We start from the raw sequence: 19129 nt of genomic DNA, 5'->3' as shown, positions 1-19129 counted from the left end.
GGTCAGCGACCGAACTCGGCGATCAGGTCCATCGCGGCGGCGTGTTTGGGTGGAAGCGTCTCGATCCACACCGACGGCGACGGGATCGACACTTGGGAGTCGAGTTGGATCTGATCGGTGATCATCGAGCAGAGCAAGCGGGCCCGACGGGCCAGCATGGCGTCCCGCTCGGCGAGAACGACCGCCACCGAGTCGCCCAACAGGGCCAGCGTCTGGCCGCCGTCGAACACCCGCCGCATGCCGTCGCCGACCAGGATCATCGGCAGGGTCCGTTGCCAACTGCCCTGGCCGTGCAGAGCCAGCCGCACGACGACCAGGGCTGACGATGTCGAGACACTCGTCCCGGACACCTCGGCTCCGCGGTACAGCTCGCCCAGTCGAACCTGCAGATACTCCGGGGTGACCAGCCCGGTGAGCGGATCGGCGACGCTCGAGGGCGGGGCGGTGATGCGATCAGCCCACCCGAGGGAGACGGCGCGGCGCAGCGGATCGGTGTAGCGACGCGGGACGACGGCCGCCAGAGAGTCGATGTCGACCAGAGCCTCGGCCAGGGACACTCCGGCGGCGGCGCGGCTGCGACCCAGGCGTTCGGCGGCCGCCCACACATCCGCCTCGGCGACGATGGCATCGCAGACGGCGTCCACCGCGGGGACGTGCCAGTCGGACGGGAACGCCCAGCCATACGCGGACGCTCGTTCGTTCCACTGCCGACTCAACTCTGTGCTGGACCTCACGACGACCGGAAACCTGATGGCCACGCTCTCTCCTCTCACCCGGCGCTCACCGGTGATCCGAATGGGTCACCGTGATCGCTCTTGGAGATGAGACGCACCAGAGAGCGGCCCGTCACGCGGGTTTTGCAGCCTTTTGAACCGGCGGGAAGGGGGAACGCACCCGCCAGACTCTCAATCCGGTCACTGTGAGTAGCAGGATTCCGCCCGCCGATCTGATCTGGCACCCTAGAAGGGGCACGCTCCGTGATAAAAGCTGTTCAGCGCGTGATGAAACGGCGTCTCAGCCGTCACACTGGAGAGCGCAGGTCACGTCCGGAACCAGCCGGACGTGCTCGGAGGCGAAGTCGCCGGAGACAACTGATTTGGAGATGCCCGTGTCATCGGTCGAGGACCACGCACAGCTGGCGAGTGACGCCGAGCTGATCACGCGTGTCCGCGCGGGTGACCGCACCGCCTTCGGCGATCTCTATGCCCGCCACGCGAGTGCCGCGTCGGCTCTGGCGCGCCAGTTCGGCCGATCGTCGGCCGAGGCCGATGATCTGGTCTCCGAGGCCTTTGCCCGGGTGCTGGACGGCATGCTCGAAGGCAAGGGCCCGGACACCGCCTTCCGCGCGTACCTGTTCACCACGCTCCGTAACACGGCATACGACCGCACCCGTAAGGACAAGCGCCTGCAATTCACCGGCGACATGGAGACGCATGACGTCGCCGTCGAAGGGGACGACCCGGTCATCGCCGATCTGGAGACGGGTCTCATCGGCAAAGCCTTCGCCGGGCTGCCCGAGCGGTGGCAGACGGTCCTCTGGCACACCCAGGTCGAGGGGCAATCGGCGGCCGAGGTCGGCATCCTGCTCGGCATGGCCCCCAATGCGGTCTCGTCGCTGGCATTCCGGGCTCGGGAGGGATTGCGCGAGGCGTACCTGCAGGCCCACCTGGCCGAAACGGCGGCGGAGCGTTGCCGGACCACCGTCGACCGGCTCGGCGCCTGGACCCGCGGCGGCCTCTCCAAGCGGGAGAAGGCCCAGGTCGACGCCCACCTCGAAGAGTGCGACCGGTGCCCGGCCCTGGCCGCGGAGTTGTCCGAGATCAACACCGGCCTCCGGGGTCTGCTGGCGCCGCTGCTACTGGGCGGCGCCGCCGCCGGCTACATCTCCACGCTGGGCCCGGTGGCGCCGTTGGCGCAGCTCGGTGTCCTGGGCGGCGGACACGCGTCCGCCGGCGCCGCGGCACACGGCGGCTCGCACCTCGCCGGGCTGGCCAAAGTGGGCAGTTGGGGTCCCCGGGCGATGGTGGCCGGCGTCGCCGCAGCGGCCGTCGTGGTGGTCGGGGTGGCGATCGCTTTGACCGCCGGGCCGGGCTCGAACCCCAACACGGCCGGTGTCGGCAGCTCGGTGGCCGCCACCGTCGGTGGCGGTGGCGGTGGCGGTGGCGGTGGCGGTGGCGCGAGTGGGGCCGCACCCGGCGGTGGAACCGCACCCGGGGGCGCGAACGGCGCCGGCGGGTCCAGCGCGTCAGGTGGGTCCAGCGGGAGCAACGGCACCAGCGCGGGAACGACGAATGCCGCGGGTGGCGGCTCCCATATCCCGACAGGCAGCTCCGGTTCGAGCGGAGGGTCCAACCCCGTCCCGTCGACGCCGACCATTCCCCCGGCCCTCCAGGTCCCCCCGCCGACTTCACCCGGCGTCGGCGGTGTCCCGTCTTCTGTTCCGAACACCGCGCCGACGCCGACTGGCACCTCGGCGACCAGCGTCACCTCGCAGACCTCGCCCAGCAGCAACGGGCAGAGCACCACGTCACCGGCTGCCACCACCGCCCCGGCCACCAGCACCTCGGCTGGCGCACCGTCGACTCAGACGACCACCTCGTCAACCAGCACCGCACCACCCAGCGGGCCGGTGGTCGCCGTCGACCCGACGGGCAGCGCCGTGAGCACCGACCTGGCTGCCGGCGGCTCGGGCTCCCTGACGGTGAAGCTCACCAACTCGGGTGGGTCGGCGTCGACACCCGGGCAGACCATCGATGTCTCGGCACCTGGCGGATTCGTCCTGGGTCAGCCGACGATGAACTCTGGTCCCGCGCTGCGTGCAGCTCTCAGTGCGTTCGTCCCGAGCGACACCTCGTGCTCGATCACAACGGGCAGCCTGCATTGCGAACTTCCGGCCATCCAGGCCAACGGCAGCGTGACCCTGACCGTCCCGATCACGACCGATCCGTCAGCCGTTGACGGCACCATCGATGTCTCGCTGGACGGTGGGACAGCCCAGCCGATTGCCGCGAAGGTTTCGAGCGGTTACCGCACCGTGGCCGTCTCGGCCACCGGACTGGCTGTGGCGTCGACGGATCGAGTCAAGGTCGCAGCGGAGTTGAAGCCTGGAGTCTCCGATGCCGGCAGTCTGGTGATCGCGCGCAGCGCCGTGCAGCAAGCGCTACCCGACGGCATGACGATCGTCGGCCTGGCCCCGGCGACGAGCGGATCCTCGGTGTCGGGCTGCACGATGGACGAGACGCAGCTGACGTGTCCGTCGTCCCAAGCCGCCCTCACAGGGCTCGAACTGGCGGTTCACGTCGATGCGAGGGCCACGTCGGCCAGCACCACGCTCGAATCGGGGGCGACCGACCAGGGGGCCCGCCCGGTCGGCCTCACGACAACCTTGTCGGTCCTGTCCGGCGCCTCGTCGGGCGGGTTCAGCTCGGTGCAACTCGACGGCTTGTCCCAGCCCCTCCGGCCGGGAGTCGTGACCACCGTGAACCTCGTCGGAACGCGCACCAACACCGGCGTGATCAATCCCGGAGTCGTCTCAGTGCCGGTCCAGCTCACTCCCGGACTGAAGATCATCACCGCCTCCGACGGCTGTGCGCTCGGTGGCGCCGATGTGACCTGCACACCGACCGATGGCGGCCCTCTCAACTGGACGCTGACCCTGCAGGCCAGTTCGTCCGCATCGGGCGATCAGACTCTGTCTGACGCGACCTTGCCGACCGGTGACAGTCCGATCGGGTTGGTGCCGGGGACCGAACTCCTCGTCGACCCGCACCTGAGCGGATACGAATCGATCGCGTTGACCTCCCCCCAGCTGACGGCAGGGACGATGGGGACCCTGACGTTGAGCGGCACACCGGCCCAGGACGTGTCAGAGCCGGGATCGATCACGGTGCCCCGCCAGTTGTCGGACGGCCTGGTCGTCACGGCGACGTCCCCGGCGTGCACCCCCAGCGGCGCGACTTTCGTCTGCGCACCGGATGCGAACGCGCACGTGGCGGCCACGCTGACGGTCGCGGTCCTGCCCAGTGCGACCGCGGCCAGCGGCAGCGTCGCCCCGGCTCAACTCGATGGCGACCGGACGCTCCCGATGTCCGGCGCCGTCAGCATCGTTGCCCGGTCGCCCGGCGGCCCCATCGAGCTCGACGGAACGTTCGGCGGTGCGATGACGGGAGCGACGACGATGAGGTGTTCGAATCCACTCACCTTCCGTGGTTCGTGCACCAGCAACACCTCACACTCGATGACGTCCGTCGACCCCTCCACCGGGACGATCACCGTGCCGACCGGGGCCGTGGTTCTCAGCGCCGACCTGACGTGGGCCGCGACCGCCGTCCTCGACCAGTCGCATTCGCTGGACACCGTCACCTTTGGTGTGGACGGAACCTCCCGGGCCGTGACCGGCGCGGTACCGAGCGGAGCCGCCGAAACGGCCAACACGTTCACGGCGCGGGTCGCGGACGTCACGGATCTGCTGACCGGTCCGGGCACTCATGAACTCTCGGTTTCTGGCCTGGCTGCGAAGCTCACCAGCGCCGGCACCAGTCCGATGGGCGGTTGGACCCTGACCGTCACCTGGATGGCCGCGTCCGGCGCCGATGTACATCTCGAAGCACACAGCAACAATCTGTACAGCATCTCCGCATTGAATCCGGAGGCCATCACGCTCAGTCCGAGTGGTCGGCAGATCCAGAGCTACGCGGTGACCGTGTGGGCCGCCGATCCGTGGGCCCACAAGACGCTGTCGGTGGGCGGTGATGCGCCGTTGATCTCGTCGAAGCCCAACGAATACGGGGCCGGCCTCTTGACCGGAACCGACGGCTCGGGTCCGTCCGGCTACACAACTGGCTTCGACCTGGTCGCCGGGGGTGCGGTCGGAGGCGCCAGCGACAACGCTCTGACGTTCCTCAACCAGGAGCTGGCCGACGTCCCCTCCGGGCAGAACACTCAGGACGGATTGTGGGTCGGCCCGACTCTGGTAGTCCGCAGCCTCAGCTGACTGCGAGAGTCCCATGTGTGGTCCAGGTGAGCAACGCCTGTGCGGCCACCGGCCCTGACCAGCACAGACAACACAAGGTCGGCCCGTACACTGTGGCGGTGAATCTGATCGACCGCGTCCGCGAAGTCCTACCACCCAAACATCGTGAACTCGCGAAGTTCATCGTGGTGGGCGGGACGTCGTGGATCGTGGACACCGGGCTCTTCACCCTGCTGTCGCACACCGTCCTCGACGGCAAGGTCATCACCTCGAAATTCATCTCGGTGCTGATCTCGACCATCGTCAACTACATCCTCAACCGCGAGTGGTCGTTCAGCAATCGGGGCGGCCGGGCCCGGCATCACGAGGTGTCGCTGTTCTTCCTGTTCAATGCGGTGGCGCTGGGCCTGAACCTGTTGCCCCTGTGGTTCTCCCACTACCTGCTCGAATTCAACCAGCAGCATTACTCGCGCCTGACCGTCTCCATCACCGACTTCATCGCGGCCAACATCATCGGCACCCTGATCGCCATGGTCTTCCGCTACTGGGCCTACCGCCGCTGGGTGTTCCCGGACGACCTGAAGGACGAAGGCAAGCTGCCCGCCGTGGAGAGCCCGACGGCTGAGGCTGACACCACCCGCTGATCTCGGGCGATCGGTTACCGGGCCGTCCTGGGCGGCGCGGGCGCGTTCGGCACGACCGGCACCGGTGACTCGTCGGCGGCGTTCTCGGCGGTCAGGAAGATCCCGAAGACGGGCGGGCTGGCCCGGCGCAGTTCCAGCCGACCGCCGTCGGCCTCGATCAGGGCTCGCGCCAGGCCGAGCCCGAGGCCGGTCGAGGATGCCGTTGACATGCCCCGCTCGAAGATGTGTCCGACCAAGGGTGTCGGCACCCCGTTCCCCTCGTCCGACACCTCGATCACCACCGACGCGGCGTCTGGCCGCACGGTGACCCGGATGGCGCCGGCGCCGTGGACCAGTGCGTTGTCCAGGAGCGCGCCCAGCGCCTCGCGCAGGCGCACCGCCGTGGCCCGGACCGAAATGTCCTTGGGGCACTTGACCCGGAAGGTCCGTCCGGCGGCGGCGGCCCTGGGACGGAAGTCAGTGGCCAGATCCTCCAGTTCGGCCGACAGATCGAGTTCGGTGGAACCGGCGGCCCGCTGCGACCGGGCGTTGGCCAACAGATCGTCGACCACGGTGACCAGCCGATCGGTCTGATCCAGCGCGGCGTGCACCTCGGCGACCACCGCCGGGTCCGGGTTCAGCGCGATCTCCTCCAGGCGCAGCCGCAACCCGGTGAGCCGGGTCCGGAGTTGATGGGAGATGTCGCCGGCCAGGTCGCGTTCCCGGCTCAGCAGCGCCGCGATGTCCGTGGCCGACGAGTCCAGCACGTCGGCCACTCGGTCCAGTTCGGCGATCCCGTACCGGCGTCGGAACGTGCGGAAGTCGCCCGACCCCAGCCGCGCCGCCCGGCGGGCGACGTCGGACAGCGGGGTGGACAGCCGACGGGCCAGGATCAGCGCGATGGCCGTGGCGACCAACAGCGACAGCACGACGGCCGCCGCCACCAGCAGGACGGCCCGCCAGCGTTCGGCCCGCAGGTTGCCCATCGGCACGGACAGGATCAGCTGGCCGCCCCCGGGCAGGGCCACGGATTCGGAGTAGGAGTCGGACGACGCTGGTGCGCCCACCGCCCGGTCGGGCTTTCCCGGTTGACGGATCACCAGCCGGCCGTCCTCCGGGATCGCCACCTCGAGCCGACTCAGATCGATCGCGGAGGCCCGCTCCGACTGCAGGGAGATCGAGGTCTCCATGGACTGCAGCCGACCGGCCAGTTCCTGGTGCTTGAGGTCGTCGACCAGCCGCCACGAGACCACTCCCAACGGGAGGGCCAGCGTGACGACGATCGCGGCGATGACCAGCAGGATGGAGGTCAGGATCCGGCGACGCACCGGGGTGTCAGTCCGTGTCGAAGCGGAAGCCGACGCCGCGGACGGTGGCGATCCGGTGATCGACGCCCTCAGGCTCCGGGCTGAGCTTCCGGCGCAACCACGAGATGTGCATGTCCAGGGTCTTGGATGTCAGCAGCGACGGGTCGTGCCAGACCTCGTTGATGATGTCCTCCCGCGGGACGACTTCGCCGGCCCGATTCATCAACACCCGGAGCAGCTCGAACTCCTTGTTGGCCAACGCCACCTCGTAGCCGTCGACCACCACCCTCCTGGCCTTCGACTCGAGCCGCACCCCGTTGATCTCCATGACCTCGGGCGCCCGCCGACGCAGCAGGGCCCGCACCCGGGCCAACATCTCGGCCAGCCGGAACGGCTTGCCCACGTAGTCGTCGGCGCCGGCGTCCAGGCCCACGATGAAATCGACCTCGTCGGTGCGGGCGGTCAGCATCAGCACGAGGACATCACGGCCCGCCTCCCGGATCCGACGGCAGATCTCGAGCCCGTCGACCCCGGGCAGACCGAGGTCGAGGATGACCAGGTGAACATCGTTGTAGAGCGCGGCAGCCAGCGCGGCGTGCCCGTCGGGTGCGATCAGCACCTGGTAGCCCTCGCGTTCGAGGGCGCGCGACAGCGGTTCGGAAATCGCCGAATCATCCTCGGCCAGAAGCACGGTGGTCACGAAGGTCACCTTACGGGCAGTGCTCTCACCGACGCGCGTCCGTGCGTAGGAGACGGATGGGAGCTGGCGGACGAGCCACCGCCGCTCGAGGCCCAGTGCCGGGAGTACGGGCCGCTGGGGCGGGGTGGGTGTCAGACCGGGGTAACTCCGTGCCGACGCCGGGAGAAGCTCCGGTCCTTGCTCAGCGCGGCCGTCAAGCGATGGCTCAGCTCCGACCGGAGTTCCTCCGGCTCCACCATGACGTCCACCACGAGCTCGGCGGCCAGATGGACGATGTCGATGTCGCGCTCGTACTCCACCCGGAGGGCGTCGACGTAGGCCGACCGTTCGGCATCGTCGGTGATCGCCGCGATCTTGTTGGCGTACACCGCGTTCACCGCCGCCTCCGCGCCCATGACGGCGATCTTGGCCGTGGGCAGCGCGATCGTCGCGTCCGGATCGAAACCAGGCCCGGCCATCGCGTACAGCCCGGCCCCGTACGCCTTGCGGACCACCACGCAGAACTTGGGCACCGTTGCCTCGGACACCGCACTGATCATCTTGGCCCCGTGCCGGATGATCCCCTGACGCTCCACCGCGGCACCCACCATGAAGCCGGGGACGTCGGCCAGGAAGATCAAGGGGATGTTGAACGCGTCGCAGAGCTGGACGAAATGGGTTGCCTTGTCGGCGGAGTCGACGAAGAGCACACCGCCCTTGAACATCGAGTTGTTGCCGACCACGCCCACCACGCGGCCGTCGAGCCGACCGAAACAGACCAGCAACTCCTTGGCCCAGCCCGGGTGGATCTCGAAGATCGAACCCGCGTCGAGCAGGGCCCTCGCGTAGCGCCGCATGTCGAACGCCTGACGCTCCGACGCCGGGACCAGGGCACGCAGGTCACCCGGCCCTGGCTCGGCCGGCTCGGTGGTCGGGGGCAACTGGGTGTGGTTGGAGGGTAGGTAGCCCAGATAGGCGGCCACCGCGTCCAGGGCCTGAATCTCGGTGTCGACCAGCAGGTGTCCGACGCCGGAGACGGTGGTGTGCATCTTGGCGCCGCCCATCTCCTCCAGGGTGGTCCGCTCCCCCGTCACCATCTCCACCATGCGGTCACTGCCCAGATACATCGAGGCGTTGCCGGCCACCATGACCACGATGTCGCAGAAGGCCGGGATGTAGGCCCCGCCGGCGGCACTGGGGCCGAACAGGGCACACACCTGCGGGATCGACCCGGACGCCCTGACCTGGGTGTGGAAGATCTTTCCGGCCCCGCGCCGCCCCGGGAACAGCTCGACCTGGTCGGTGATGCGGGCTCCGGCCGAGTCGACCAGATAGATCATCGGAACGCCCGTGTTGTAGGCCTTCTCGATGATGCGGATGATCTTCTCGACGGTCCGGGCCCCCCAGGAGCCGGCCTTCACGGTGGAGTCGTTGGCCATCAGGGCGACCGGCCGACCGGCGACGGTGGCCGTCCCGGTGATGACCCCGTCGGCCGGCAACCCCTCGGCCAGAGCGTTGGCCAGCTGACCGTCCTCGCGGAAGCTGCCGGCGTCGATGAGGTGCTCGATCCGCTTGCGGGCGAACAACTTTCCCTTTGCTGCGTTTGCCTCGTGGTACCGCTGCGCGCCCCCTTGGCCGACCCGTGCTCGCAGTTCGGACAGGGTGGGACGGCCGTCGTCGGAGGTCATGGCTTCACGGTAGGTGATCGGTGTTCGACCTGCGCGAGCGGCGTCCCTCCGGCGCCTCGATCCACGTGGGTCGGGCCGCCGGCGGCGTGCGACCGGGCGGGCCGCGTCGCCCCAGGTCCTATTGCTGCGGCGGGTAGGTCTGGTCCGGCTGGTCCGACCGCCCGCGCGGCGCGGCGTTCGGTACTCCGTCGGAGCCGACGTTGTACCGGTTCCGGTCGTCCATGATCAGCTGGTTGAGCGTCGACTGGACCTTCGCCAGCGATGCCACGTTCTCGAACTCCAGCGGCTGGTCGGCCGCCGACTCCACGATCAGCGATCCGTAGCCGAGCAGGCGGCCCCAGAACGGCACCGAGGTCTCCATGTTCTGGATGTGGCCCAGCGGGATCTGATGTTCCCGCCGGTGCAGGATGCCGGTGCGGAAGAAGACGTGGAAGTTGGTGATCACGAAGTGCTCGGTCCGCCAGCGGATGAATGGCACCAGGGTGAGCAGGATCAGGCCGATGACGGCCACCACCGCGATGGCGATCCATGCGATCCCGTGATGGGACCAGTTCCGCAGGATCGCGGCCAGGGCGAAACCCCCGCCGATGAAGACGACGAATGCCACCGTGGGAAGGATCAGCACCTTCCAGTGCGGGTGCTTGTGCAACACCACACTCTCGCCCCGGGAGAGCAGATTGTCGGGGTAGGCCATGGTGCCCCTCTTCTCGTCATTCCTCCCGGTCGCGGCGCCGGGTGCAGCGGCAGAACTGCCTCTGCGGTGTGATCAAACTACCCGGTCGGAGCCGGTCGGCGCCCGAATACGGCCGAGCCGACCCGGACTATCGTCGCCCCCTCGGCGATGGCGTCGGCGAAGTCCCCGCTCATACCCATCGAGAGCTCCAGTGCCTGCTGCGCCCCCTCGACGCCGGCGGCGACCGCATGGTCGCGGAAATCGGTCAGCGACCGGTATCCGGCCCGGACGGCACCGAGGTCAGCCGAGTTCAGCCCGATCGTCATGTACCCGCGGACGGTCAGGTGGGGCCGGCGGGCGACGGCGGCCAGCAGTTCGGGCAGTTCCCGGAGGGTGACGCCCGACTTGGTCGATTCGCCCGAGACGTTCACCTGCAGCAACACGTCGAGAGTGCGGTTCAAGGCGGCGACACGGGTGTCCAGCCGGGCCGCCAACTCGGAGGAGTCGACGGTCTGGACGCAGCTGACGTACGGGAGCACCTGGTTGATCTTGTTGGCCTGCAGATGCCCGATGAAGTGCTGTTCGAATTCCATTCCGGCCAGCTCCGCCGCTTTGGCCACCACCTCCTGGGCCCGGTTCTCACCGATCAAGCGGTGCCCGTCGGCCAGTACGGCACGGATCCGATCGGCTGCGATGGTCTTGGTGGCCAGCAACAACCGGACGCTGCCCGCGTCGCGTCCGGAAGCCTGTTCGGCGGACGCCACCTGGCGCCGCACGTCGTGCAGCCGGACCAGGTCGGGGTTGTCCGTTTCCGGACCGTCAGGACGCACGTCTGGAAGGTTAGCCAACGGGGGTGGTCGGGTTCTGGCGTAGGTGCACCACGTCGCCGGCCGAATACCGGCCGGGGCGTCCGTCGACCGACAGGACGACCGCTCCGTCCGGGTCGACATCGACCACCGTCCCGACCACGGCCGCCCCATCCGGGAGGTCAAGGCGGACCGTCTGCCCGATGGTGACGCAGCTGTCGAGGTACCGCCGCCGGATACCGGCCGCGTCGACGTCCCCACCGGCCGAGGTCCACTCGTCGAGCAGGACGGCGAACCGGTCCAGAACGGCGGCCAGCAGCCGATCGCGGTCCACCGGAGCCGCGCCGGCCAGCAACAACGAGGTGGCGTCCGGTCGGGGCAGTTCCTCCGGTTGCAGCGAGATGTTCAGCCCGGCCCCGACGATGACGGCATCACCGGCCATCTCGGCCAGGATGCCGCCGGCCTTGTGTCCCCCGATCAGAACGTCGTTGGGCCACTTCAGTCCGGCCTCGACCCCGGCGACCTCGGCGAACGCGCCGACGATGGCCAGTCCGAGCACCGCCCCGGTCCAGCCGCGGCGACCGACCGGGATGCCGGCGAGATCGAGCCGGACCGAGAACATCAGGCCGGCCCCGGGTGGGCACGCCCACTGCCGCCCGGATCGTCCACGCCCGGCCCTCTGCTCCTCGGTGATCAGGACCGTAATGGCTCCGGCCGGGGCCGGGCCGGCCGCGCCGCGAGCGAGATCATCGTTGGTGGAACCGGTTTCGGTCACATACCGGATGTCCCACCGCCCGGGCCGGGCCACCGACGCCGCGACGCGGTGCGGATCCATCGGCTCACGCCACAGGTCGGTGCTCATTTCCGTGATGGTAGCTACTGTTCCGGCATCGCAATCGAAGGAGTGGATCACCCCATGGCACTGAACACCGCCGAGCTGGTCACCGTGCTCGCCTCGCGTTCCCCGGCGCGTCTGAGCGTGCTGCGCGCCGCCGGGATCGATCCCGAGGTGTTCGTGTCCGGCGTGGACGAGGCCGCCGTCGAGGTGAGCAGCGCGCATCTCGGGCCGGCCGGGATCGTCGTGGCGCTGGCGCAGGCCAAGGCCGACGCCGTACTGCCGGCTGTCATCGCCGCACACCCGGACGCGGTGGTGATCGGATGCGACTCGATGCTCCTGCTGGGCGGGCGGTTGCGCGGCAAACCGGCCGACGACCAGCAGGCACGCCGGGACTGGGTCGAGATGTCCGGGGCCACCGGCGATCTGCTGACCGGCCACGCGGTGGTGCTCGTCCGGGCCGGGCAGGTGGTGGCGCGAGCCGCGGCGCACGAGCGCACCGGTATCCGGTTCGGGACGCCGACCGACGACGAGATCACCGCCTACCTGGCCACCGGCGAGCCACTGGAAGTGGCCGGCGGGTTGACCATCGACGGGTACGGCGGCTGGTTCGTGGACGGCATCGACGGCGATCACTCGTCGGTCATCGGCATTTCCCTGCCACTGACCCGGCGGCTGCTGCGCGAGGTCGGGATCGGCGTCACCGATCTCTGGCGCGTGCGGCCCGACGTGAGCGCAGGGTCGTAAGGTTTGCTCATGACCAACAGCCACCTGACACCGCCCGGCGGAGACCCGGCCGCCGTTCGGGTCGGGGACGCCGAACGCAACGCCGCCGTCACCGCGCTCGGTGAACACATGGCGACCGGGCGGCTGGACCTGGACGAATACGGCACCCGCAGCGCCGTCGCCAACACGGCCCGAACCGTCGGCGACCTGCAGGCCCTGTTCACCGATCTGCCGGCGCCCCACCCGGTGCTCCCGGGGGCGCAGGTCCAACCCTTGAACCCCAGGCCGGCGTTCGTGCCAACCCAGGGCGCGACCGGGTCGGCGATGTCCATCGCCGACAACCGCAGCCGGGCCCAGAAGTTCGTGGCCGCGGCGTCGGCCAGCTCGGCGATCATCGCACTGCTGCTCTTCTTCGTGACCGGCCAGTGGTGGTGGTTCCTGCTGATCCCGCTAATCTCCACCGTGGCCGGCAGTATCTGGGGCGACAGCTGGAAGCGGCCGGACGGGCGCGACTGAAACCACTGCGGCCGTCCGGAACGACGGCGCTCCGACCCGGCGATTGTTACGCCCGGCAAACACCCCGCGCATTCGTGACAATTTGTCATTCTTCCGCACGGTCGCGTTGGCTGGACAAGGCCGGACGGTCGGCGCAGCATTTCCGGTATGCGACGAATTCTGGTGGCTTTGTCTGCCTTGTTGATCGTGCTGGTCTCGGTGGACGCCGGATGGCCGACCGATCACGGCGACAACCTGCGATCGGGCAATGCGACGTCGGCCGCCGCCTTCAGGAGTTTCAGCGCGGCGTTCGGCCGCACGCTGGACGGCGCGGTGTACGGGTCGCCGATCATGGCCGGGGGCAACGTGATCGTCGCCACCGAGAACAACACGGTCTACGCCCTGAACCCGACCACCGGCGCGGTGAAGTGGAGCCACCACCTGCGGTCCCCCATCACCAACACCGGTTCGGTACTGGCCTGCTCGGGGAACATCGACCCGACCGGGATCACCGGCACGCCGGCCTACGACCCGGTGACGAACCGTGTCTTCGTCGTCACGATCACGTACAACGCCACCACGGGGGTCACCCACGAGTTGTGGGGGCTGAATCCGGCCACCGGCCAGGTCGGTCTGTCCAAGCGGGTCGAGGTGCCCGGGACCGACAGCAAGGCGCAGCAGCAGCGGGCCGCGCTCGCCGTCGACCGCGGCAACGTCTACATCTCGTTCGGCGGCCTGATCGGCGACTGCGGCCGGTACAAGGGGGCGGTTCTCTCTATCAAGGCGAACGGCGCCGCCGGGGGCAAGGCCTACGTCGTCCCGACTCCACGGGAAGGTGCCGTCTGGGCGGCGGGCGGCCCGGTCGTGGCCCCCAACGGACGCGTGTTCTTCGCCGTCGGCAACGGTGAGTCGACCAGCACGTACGACTACAGCGATTCGGTGACCGAGCTCGATCCGGCGACGATGACCAGGGTCGACTTCTTCGCCCCGTCGTCCTGGGCCAACGACAACGCGAACGACCTCGACCTCGGTTCGATGACCCCGGCCTACACGTCGGCCGGATACATCCTGCAGGCCGGGAAGTCCGGCACCGCCTACACCGTCCGGATCGGCCACCTGGGCGGCATCGGCGGCCAGGTCAGATCCGGCTCGCTGTGCCGCGCGTTCGGCGTCTCGGCCGTCACCGGCTCCACGGTGTACCTGCCGTGCACCAACGGAGTCACCCGGGTGGATGTGCATTCCGACGGCACCTTCACCAAGCGCTGGACGGCGGCGAACATCCCGGGCTCGCCGATCACCGGGCCCGGTGCGTTGTACTCATTGGGTGGCACACGGCTGTACGCCCTCAGCGGCAGCACCGGCGCGACCTTGAGTTCGATCGCCGTCGGCAATACGACCCGGTTCGCCACCCCGATGCTGGTCGGGAACCTGGTCTACGTCGGCACCACCACCGGGATCGTCGCCGTCAAGGTCGCCTGACGCACCACCGGCTCCGGTGGACGTCTCCACCTCGAGGTTCCACCCGACCTCCACCCTGAGGTTGAGGCGCGATCGGGTCCGCCCGGCGAAGCTCGAGGCATGACAACCTCCGACTGGATCATCGACATCGTCCTCATCCTCATCGTCGTGCGGCAGATGCGCGAAGAGAAGTTCACGGCCCGGGTGGTACTGCTGCCGGCCGGCATCGTCGCCTTCGTCGCCCACTCCTACCTGCACTCATTCCCCACCGGCGGCAACGACCTGCTGCTGATCGGTCTGGCCGCGGCGCTGGGCATCGCGCTCGGACTGGCCGGGGGTCTGCTCACCCGCGTCCGGAGCGCCGACGGCGCGGCGTTCATCAAGGCCGGACCGGCCGCCGCCGGGCTCTGGATAGCCAGCATGACGGCCCGGCTCGGATTCATCATCTGGATCTCGCACCACAGCGGCGCGGTCAGCATCGCCGACTTCTCCGTGGCCCACCACATCACCAGCGGCGAGACCTGGCAGACCGCGCTCGTGCTGCTGGCCCTGACCGAGGTCGTCGCCCGCATCGCCGTCATCGCCGTCCGGTCCGTGCGGGCCGCCCGGCTCACCGCCCCCGCGACGGCCGTCGAAACCGCTCCCGTCGGCTGACCCGGCGACTGGATCACCCGGATATCACCACCAGCCCAGTCCGTGACTGAGCAGCAGTCCGAGCACGGTGACCAGAACCGCCCCCAGGCACCGGACCACACTCGGGATCAGGGCCGGCCACCGAACGGCCGAGCGCAGCGGCACGACGGCGGCCAGCGCGGACAGCTGGTGCACCAGGGGCAGCAGCAGCACCAAGGTGATGAGACGACCGTCCAACTGCGCCTTTCCGAAGAAGACCTGCATCACCAGGGTCAGGAGCAACAGGACCACCGGGGCCGACGACGCGGGCCGGATCGCCACCCACAGCGTCAGGGACACGGCGATCGTCCACTGCAGGAAGTTCTGCCCGCCGCCCTGCCCGTGCACGAACAAGTTCACCATGATCAGCACGCAGGCCAGGATGAGCAGGATGCGCAGCCACGCGCCGCCGCTGGGCAGGACCAGGGTCGGCACCTCACGCTGGACCGGCACCGCGGGATCCTCCCGTGGTGCCGTCATCGGCGGTGCCTGCGCAATCGCATGACGGCGGCCAGATCGGTCGCGATCTGTCCCTGGTCCCAGGTCAGCACGGGAATCCCCTTGGCCCGCAACCGATCCAGCCGCACGTCACGCTCGGCCAACAGGAGTTGCACCTCCTTGACGGCGTGCGGGAAATGATCCGTACGAGCTGCGGCCACCAACTCGTGGACGGGCAGCGCATCCACCACCAGCACCTGATGTCCGCGCCCGGCGGCATCCAGCCCCGCCTGCATGGCCACGTCGTCGATCATTGGCGAGATCAGGACCACCACGGCGGAGGACGGCAGTCCCCAGAGCTCCGGCATCGGCATCCACCGGAGCTTGGATCCCCGCACCAGCGCCAGTTGGTACCGAACCCGTTGCAGGTGGCGGGATCCGCTGCCCATCCGCACGTGCCGACGCACGTGGGCCAGGTCGAGGACGCCGACCCGGTCCCCGGCCCGCAGCTGGGTCGCGGTGATGGCAGCCGCGGCGGCCACCGTGAAATCGATACTAGACCGCGGGATCGACGGATCCCGGCCGTCCATCGGCTCCGCCACCCTGATCAATCCGCTGAGCAGGAGCCGCAGACGCGACCAGCTGCGCACCGTCCGCTGCCGGAATCGTTGCCAACCGGTCAGTGCCCCACGGGTCTGCGGCAGGATTTCGAAGCGGGTGTCCAGGCACAGCACGAACTCCGTGTCCGCGTCGCTCTGGGTACGCCGGACGAAGAGCCGCTGGTGCCGGGCGTAGGCCCGCCAGTGGATGCTGCGAAGGCGGTCGCCCGGCATGAACTCGCGCAGATCGATCAGATCACCGCCCTGGCCGGGGCGCCGGCTCCGATGCTCGCCGGCCCAGCCCCCCATGATCGGCGGCAGCTGGAGACCGTCGACCTTCTCCACTGCCGGGGGCACCGTGACCCGCAACGCCTCCCCGATCACCGGGCCGGCCACGTAGAGCGCGTCCGGGCCGGCGGCGACCAGATCGGGCCGCGCCAGCGGCATGACCCCCCACCCGGAGGTCCGGGTCCGGGTGCTGAGCGTGCCGTCCGCTCCGCCGGCCATGGTGCCGAACCCGCCTCCGGGAGCGCCGTCCTGGTCCGGTGTCCGCAGCGTCACCAACTGGACTCCGTCCAGTCCGACGACGTCGGTCGCCACCGTGGCCGGCCGGTCACCGAAGACCTCACCTTCGACGCGGGCCGATGCGCGGGGCAACCCCGGACCCGGCTGGCGGACCGACAGCGCGAGGACCAGGAGCAACGCGAACGGGATTCCCAGCACGGCGATGTCCGGGCGGCCGAACGCGATGCCGAGACCGATGGCCGCGGTCGCGAAGGCGGTGGCCCGGTACAGGGCCGCCGTCGGGCGCCAACGGCCCGGATCGGGGGTGCTCACCGGAGTTCAGCGCCCCGCGGCCCGCAGGGTCGGTGGGGTCGGCACCGTGGCCAGCAGATGACGCACCACGTCCTCCCCGGACACCGACTCGGCGTTGGCGGCCAGGGTGAGCACAAGACGATGCCCGAGACCGGCCACGGCCACCGCCTTCACGTCCTCGGGCACGACGAATCCGCGGCCGTCCAGGACGGCCCAGGCCCGGGCCAACAGCAGCAGGGCCTGGGTACCGCGGGGCGAGACGCCGGCCTCGACCGAGGTGTGCCGTCGGCTGGCCGTGGCCAGATCGACGCAGTAGCCGATGATGTCGGCATCGGCGTCGACCCTTTCCACCCCGGCCTGCAGCCGGCGCAACGATTCCGGGTCGGTGACCTGGGGCACCGGTTGGTCGCCCGCGGCCCGGGCGATCCGGCGGCGCAGCATCTCCGCCTCGGCCTGCGCCGGCGGGTATCCGAGGCGGGTGCGGACCAGGAACCGGTCGAGCTGGGCCTCGGGCAGCGCGTAGGTGCCCTCGTACTCGATCTGGTTGGCCGTGGCAATGACGTGGAACGGCCGCGGCAGCACGTGGGTGTGGCCCTCGACGCTGACCTGCCCCTCCTGCATGGCCTCGAGCAGCGCCGACTGGGTCTTGGGCGGTGTCCGGTTGATCTCGTCGGCCAGCAGCAGGCCGGCGAACACCGGTCCGGCCTGGAAATTGAACTCGGCCCGGCCCGGGTGGTACAGGTAGGAGCCGGTGATGTCGGAGGGCAGCAGGTCGGGGGTGAACTGCAGCCGGCGGAACTCCAACCCGAGCGCGCCGGCCAGACTCCGCGCCAGCAACGTCTTGCCCAGACCCGGGTTGTCCTCGAACAGGACGTGCCCGCCGGCCAGGATGGCGGCCAGCGCCAACCGCAGCGGGTACCCGTTGCCGACCACGGCGGTTCCTACCGCTTCGGCGATACGCCCTGCGGTGTGGGCGATCTCGGCCGGGGACGCGACCGGCTCACCGGGCCGGGCCGGGCTCCGGCCCAGGTCGGCGTTCTGGGTCAGGTCGGGCGCCGCGGGTACAGGCGTGGTCATCAGGGTCCTTCCGAGGGGGAGCTGGAGCCGAGTTCGAGGAGACGGTCGATCAGGTCGATCAGCTGCGCGCTGGTCGGCGGGTCCGGCCGGGGATCGCCCTCGGCCCGTTCCGGCGGGAACAGCAGGTCGTGATGGCCCCGGCCGAGCAGCGCGATCGCGGCCGGCGACCCGATCACGACGTGCCGACGCGCGGCGATGGCGCTCGCCAGAGCGGCCAGGCGACGGCGGAGGTCCGGGCTCAGGCCGGGCGGCCGATGGGTCAGGGCGTCGAACCCGTTGAGTCGCCATCGCTGGATCTGCCCGAGCTCGTCCGCCTTCGACGGCGGTGTGGCCGGCCACGCGAGAGCGGGGACCTCCGATGCCCGGAGCAGGACGAACGAACCGACGGCGAAGACCACGCCGGCGGCCAGGGACCGGGACAGCGGGGCCCGGATGACGTAGAGCACGAGAGCGGCGACCAGACCGATGCCGGCCGCGACGACCAGGTGCGCGCCCCGCGAGGTCGTCCGGGTCGGCGGGTAGGCCGGGGGTGGCCCGGTCACGGCGGGGACCACGAGGCGGTGATCGCGCCGAGCACGATGTCGGCGCAGGCCCGGGCGCGCGCGGCCGTGTCCGGCCGCAGCCGCACGTGATCGAACCGGGCCCGCTGGTACAGCGCCAGCAGTTCGGCGCAGGCCCGTTCGTCCATCGGGTAGGCCGCCCGCAGCGCGTCGAGGAACTCGGTCGGCGTCTGGGCGGGACCGCGGCCGAAGCCGGTGGCCCCGGCCTGCCGCTCGACCTGCTCCCAACTGGCGATCACGTAGTCGGCCGCCTCGCGGGTGTCGAAGGGTCGCGCCGGGTCAGGTTGGGACGGCGATGGGATCACCTCGTCCCGGACCGGGCTCTTCGGCCGTTTCGGGCCGGCGCCGTCCGAGCGGTTCCGGATCATCGAGCCGGCCATCAGCACCAGGGCCACCAGTAGGACGCCACCCAGGATCAGCAGGACGATGGTGGGGTCGAAGGAGCTTCCGGTCCCGGTCCGCGGGTTGACCGGCGCCCGGGTCGGCAGCGTCGGAGGGGTGAAGGTCGGCAAGGTCGGGAGGTCGGTGGGCTCCGATCGGGTGCGTTCCGGACGTCCGGTCCACGGTCCGTTCGCCCCGGCCCAGAGGGCGGCCCCGGTGAGGAGCACGCCGGTGGCCACGAGCAGCCCGACCCGTACCGGCGCGGTCGGCGTCGGCCGGCGGCTGCGGATCACCTCGACCCCCCCATCGGCTCATCATGGCCTG

General features: G+C 69.9%; 18 protein-coding genes. 6 read left to right on the top strand and 12 right to left on the bottom strand.

The window, feature by feature from the left end; genetic code table 11:
* Window positions 1-2 precede the first annotated feature (2 nt).
* A complete protein-coding gene (locus tag BLS97_RS13610) occupies window positions 3-734 on the bottom strand; it encodes a hypothetical protein (protein ID WP_157695408.1) in 732 nt (243 codons plus the stop codon).
* 374 nt (window positions 735-1108) lie between these two features.
* On the opposite strand from BLS97_RS13610, the gene BLS97_RS23535 reads away from it, so the two are divergent.
* Complete coding sequence (locus BLS97_RS23535; RefSeq protein ID WP_197676170.1) at window positions 1109-4993, top strand: sigma-70 family RNA polymerase sigma factor; 3885 nt, start codon at window positions 1109-1111, stop codon at window positions 4991-4993.
* Between the two features lie 98 nt (window positions 4994-5091).
* The gene (locus tag BLS97_RS13595) at window positions 5092-5616 is read left to right on the top strand and encodes a GtrA family protein (RefSeq protein ID WP_090482172.1); all 525 of its coding nucleotides are present in this window, start codon (window positions 5092-5094) and stop codon (window positions 5614-5616) included.
* Window positions 5617-5630: 14 nt separating this feature from the next.
* Here the strand turns inward: BLS97_RS13595 and BLS97_RS13590 are convergent, their stop codons facing one another.
* From BLS97_RS13590 to BLS97_RS13565, 6 genes are all read right to left on the bottom strand, one after another.
* Window positions 5631-6923: an ATP-binding protein gene (locus tag BLS97_RS13590; RefSeq protein WP_090476700.1), complete on the bottom strand. Its 1293-nt coding sequence runs from the start codon at window positions 6921-6923 to the stop codon at window positions 5631-5633.
* Between the two features lie 7 nt (window positions 6924-6930).
* On the bottom strand, window positions 6931-7602 hold the full coding sequence (locus tag BLS97_RS13585) for a response regulator transcription factor (protein ID WP_090482167.1): 672 nt from the start codon (window positions 7600-7602) through the stop codon (window positions 6931-6933).
* Between the two features lie 131 nt (window positions 7603-7733).
* A complete protein-coding gene (locus BLS97_RS13580) occupies window positions 7734-9269 on the bottom strand; it encodes an acyl-CoA carboxylase subunit beta (protein ID WP_090476698.1) in 1536 nt (511 codons plus the stop codon).
* 118 nt (window positions 9270-9387) lie between these two features.
* Window positions 9388-9963 (bottom strand): PH domain-containing protein, encoded by a 576-nt coding sequence (locus tag BLS97_RS13575; protein ID WP_090476696.1) that lies wholly within the window; start codon window positions 9961-9963, stop codon window positions 9388-9390.
* Window positions 9964-10040: 77 nt separating this feature from the next.
* A complete protein-coding gene (locus BLS97_RS13570; protein ID WP_197676169.1) occupies window positions 10041-10772 on the bottom strand; it encodes a YggS family pyridoxal phosphate-dependent enzyme in 732 nt (243 codons plus the stop codon).
* 10 nt (window positions 10773-10782) lie between these two features.
* Window positions 10783-11610, bottom strand: a complete 828-nt coding sequence (locus BLS97_RS13565; RefSeq protein ID WP_090476692.1) for a biotin--[acetyl-CoA-carboxylase] ligase — start codon at window positions 11608-11610, stop codon at window positions 10783-10785.
* A gap of 54 nt (window positions 11611-11664) precedes the next feature.
* Between BLS97_RS13565 and BLS97_RS13560 the strand changes: the two genes are divergently transcribed.
* From BLS97_RS13560 to BLS97_RS13545, 4 genes are all read left to right on the top strand, one after another.
* Window positions 11665-12330, top strand: a complete 666-nt coding sequence (locus tag BLS97_RS13560) for a Maf family protein (protein ID WP_197676168.1) — start codon at window positions 11665-11667, stop codon at window positions 12328-12330.
* Window positions 12331-12339: 9 nt separating this feature from the next.
* Window positions 12340-12825: a DUF1707 SHOCT-like domain-containing protein gene (locus tag BLS97_RS13555; protein WP_090476690.1), complete on the top strand. Its 486-nt coding sequence runs from the start codon at window positions 12340-12342 to the stop codon at window positions 12823-12825.
* A 147-nt stretch (window positions 12826-12972) separates the two neighbouring features.
* Window positions 12973-14283 (top strand): outer membrane protein assembly factor BamB family protein, encoded by a 1311-nt coding sequence (locus BLS97_RS13550; protein WP_090476688.1) that lies wholly within the window; start codon window positions 12973-12975, stop codon window positions 14281-14283.
* Window positions 14284-14382: 99 nt separating this feature from the next.
* Window positions 14383-14916, top strand: coding sequence for a hypothetical protein (locus BLS97_RS13545; RefSeq protein ID WP_090476686.1), 534 nt, complete (start codon window positions 14383-14385; stop codon window positions 14914-14916).
* 24 nt (window positions 14917-14940) lie between these two features.
* Here BLS97_RS13545 and BLS97_RS13540 read toward each other — a convergent pair whose 3' ends face one another.
* From BLS97_RS13540 to BLS97_RS13520, 5 genes are read right to left on the bottom strand one after another with little or no spacing between them, the layout of a single operon-like run.
* Entirely contained in the window at window positions 14941-15414 is a 474-nt protein-coding gene (locus BLS97_RS13540) for a hypothetical protein (RefSeq protein WP_157695407.1), read from the bottom strand.
* Window positions 15411-16808, bottom strand: coding sequence for a DUF58 domain-containing protein (locus BLS97_RS13535; RefSeq protein ID WP_090476682.1), 1398 nt, complete (start codon window positions 16806-16808; stop codon window positions 15411-15413). The genes BLS97_RS13540 and BLS97_RS13535 overlap by 4 nt, the downstream gene beginning before the upstream one ends.
* Before the next feature lie 6 nt (window positions 16809-16814).
* Window positions 16815-17864, bottom strand: coding sequence for an AAA family ATPase (locus BLS97_RS13530; RefSeq protein WP_090476680.1), 1050 nt, complete (start codon window positions 17862-17864; stop codon window positions 16815-16817).
* Window positions 17864-18406 carry a hypothetical protein gene (locus BLS97_RS13525; protein WP_157695406.1) on the bottom strand — a complete coding sequence of 181 codons (543 nt, stop codon included), beginning with the start codon at window positions 18404-18406 and terminating at the stop codon, window positions 17864-17866. The genes BLS97_RS13530 and BLS97_RS13525 overlap by 1 nt, the downstream gene beginning before the upstream one ends.
* The gene (locus tag BLS97_RS13520) at window positions 18403-19098 is read right to left on the bottom strand and encodes a DUF4129 domain-containing protein (protein ID WP_090476677.1); all 696 of its coding nucleotides are present in this window, start codon (window positions 19096-19098) and stop codon (window positions 18403-18405) included. The genes BLS97_RS13525 and BLS97_RS13520 overlap by 4 nt, the downstream gene beginning before the upstream one ends.
* Window positions 19099-19129 lie beyond the last annotated feature (31 nt).

It is taken from the genome of Nakamurella panacisegetis (assembly GCF_900104535.1).
Taxonomy (GTDB): domain Bacteria; phylum Actinomycetota; class Actinomycetes; order Mycobacteriales; family Nakamurellaceae; genus Nakamurella; species Nakamurella panacisegetis.
This window is presented reverse-complemented; position numbering and strand designations above follow the sequence as displayed.

Excerpts from the sequence above, each read along its gene's own strand:
- BLS97_RS13580 (WP_090476698.1), bottom strand. The coding sequence starts at position 9,269 with ATGACCTCCGACGACGGCCGTCCCACCCTGTCCGAACTGCGAGCACGG.
- BLS97_RS13575 (WP_090476696.1), bottom strand. The coding sequence starts at position 9,963 with ATGGCCTACCCCGACAATCTGCTCTCCCGGGGCGAGAGTGTGGTGTTG.
- BLS97_RS13565 (WP_090476692.1), bottom strand. The coding sequence starts at position 11,610 with ATGAGCACCGACCTGTGGCGTGAGCCGATGGATCCGCACCGCGTCGCG.
- BLS97_RS13560 (WP_197676168.1), top strand. The coding sequence starts at position 11,665 with ATGGCACTGAACACCGCCGAGCTGGTCACCGTGCTCGCCTCGCGTTCC.
- BLS97_RS13555 (WP_090476690.1), top strand. The coding sequence starts at position 12,340 with ATGACCAACAGCCACCTGACACCGCCCGGCGGAGACCCGGCCGCCGTT.
- BLS97_RS13550 (WP_090476688.1), top strand. The coding sequence starts at position 12,973 with ATGCGACGAATTCTGGTGGCTTTGTCTGCCTTGTTGATCGTGCTGGTC.
- BLS97_RS13545 (WP_090476686.1), top strand. The coding sequence starts at position 14,383 with ATGACAACCTCCGACTGGATCATCGACATCGTCCTCATCCTCATCGTC.
- BLS97_RS13540 (WP_157695407.1), bottom strand. The coding sequence starts at position 15,414 with ATGACGGCACCACGGGAGGATCCCGCGGTGCCGGTCCAGCGTGAGGTG.
- BLS97_RS13530 (WP_090476680.1), bottom strand. The coding sequence starts at position 17,864 with ATGACCACGCCTGTACCCGCGGCGCCCGACCTGACCCAGAACGCCGAC.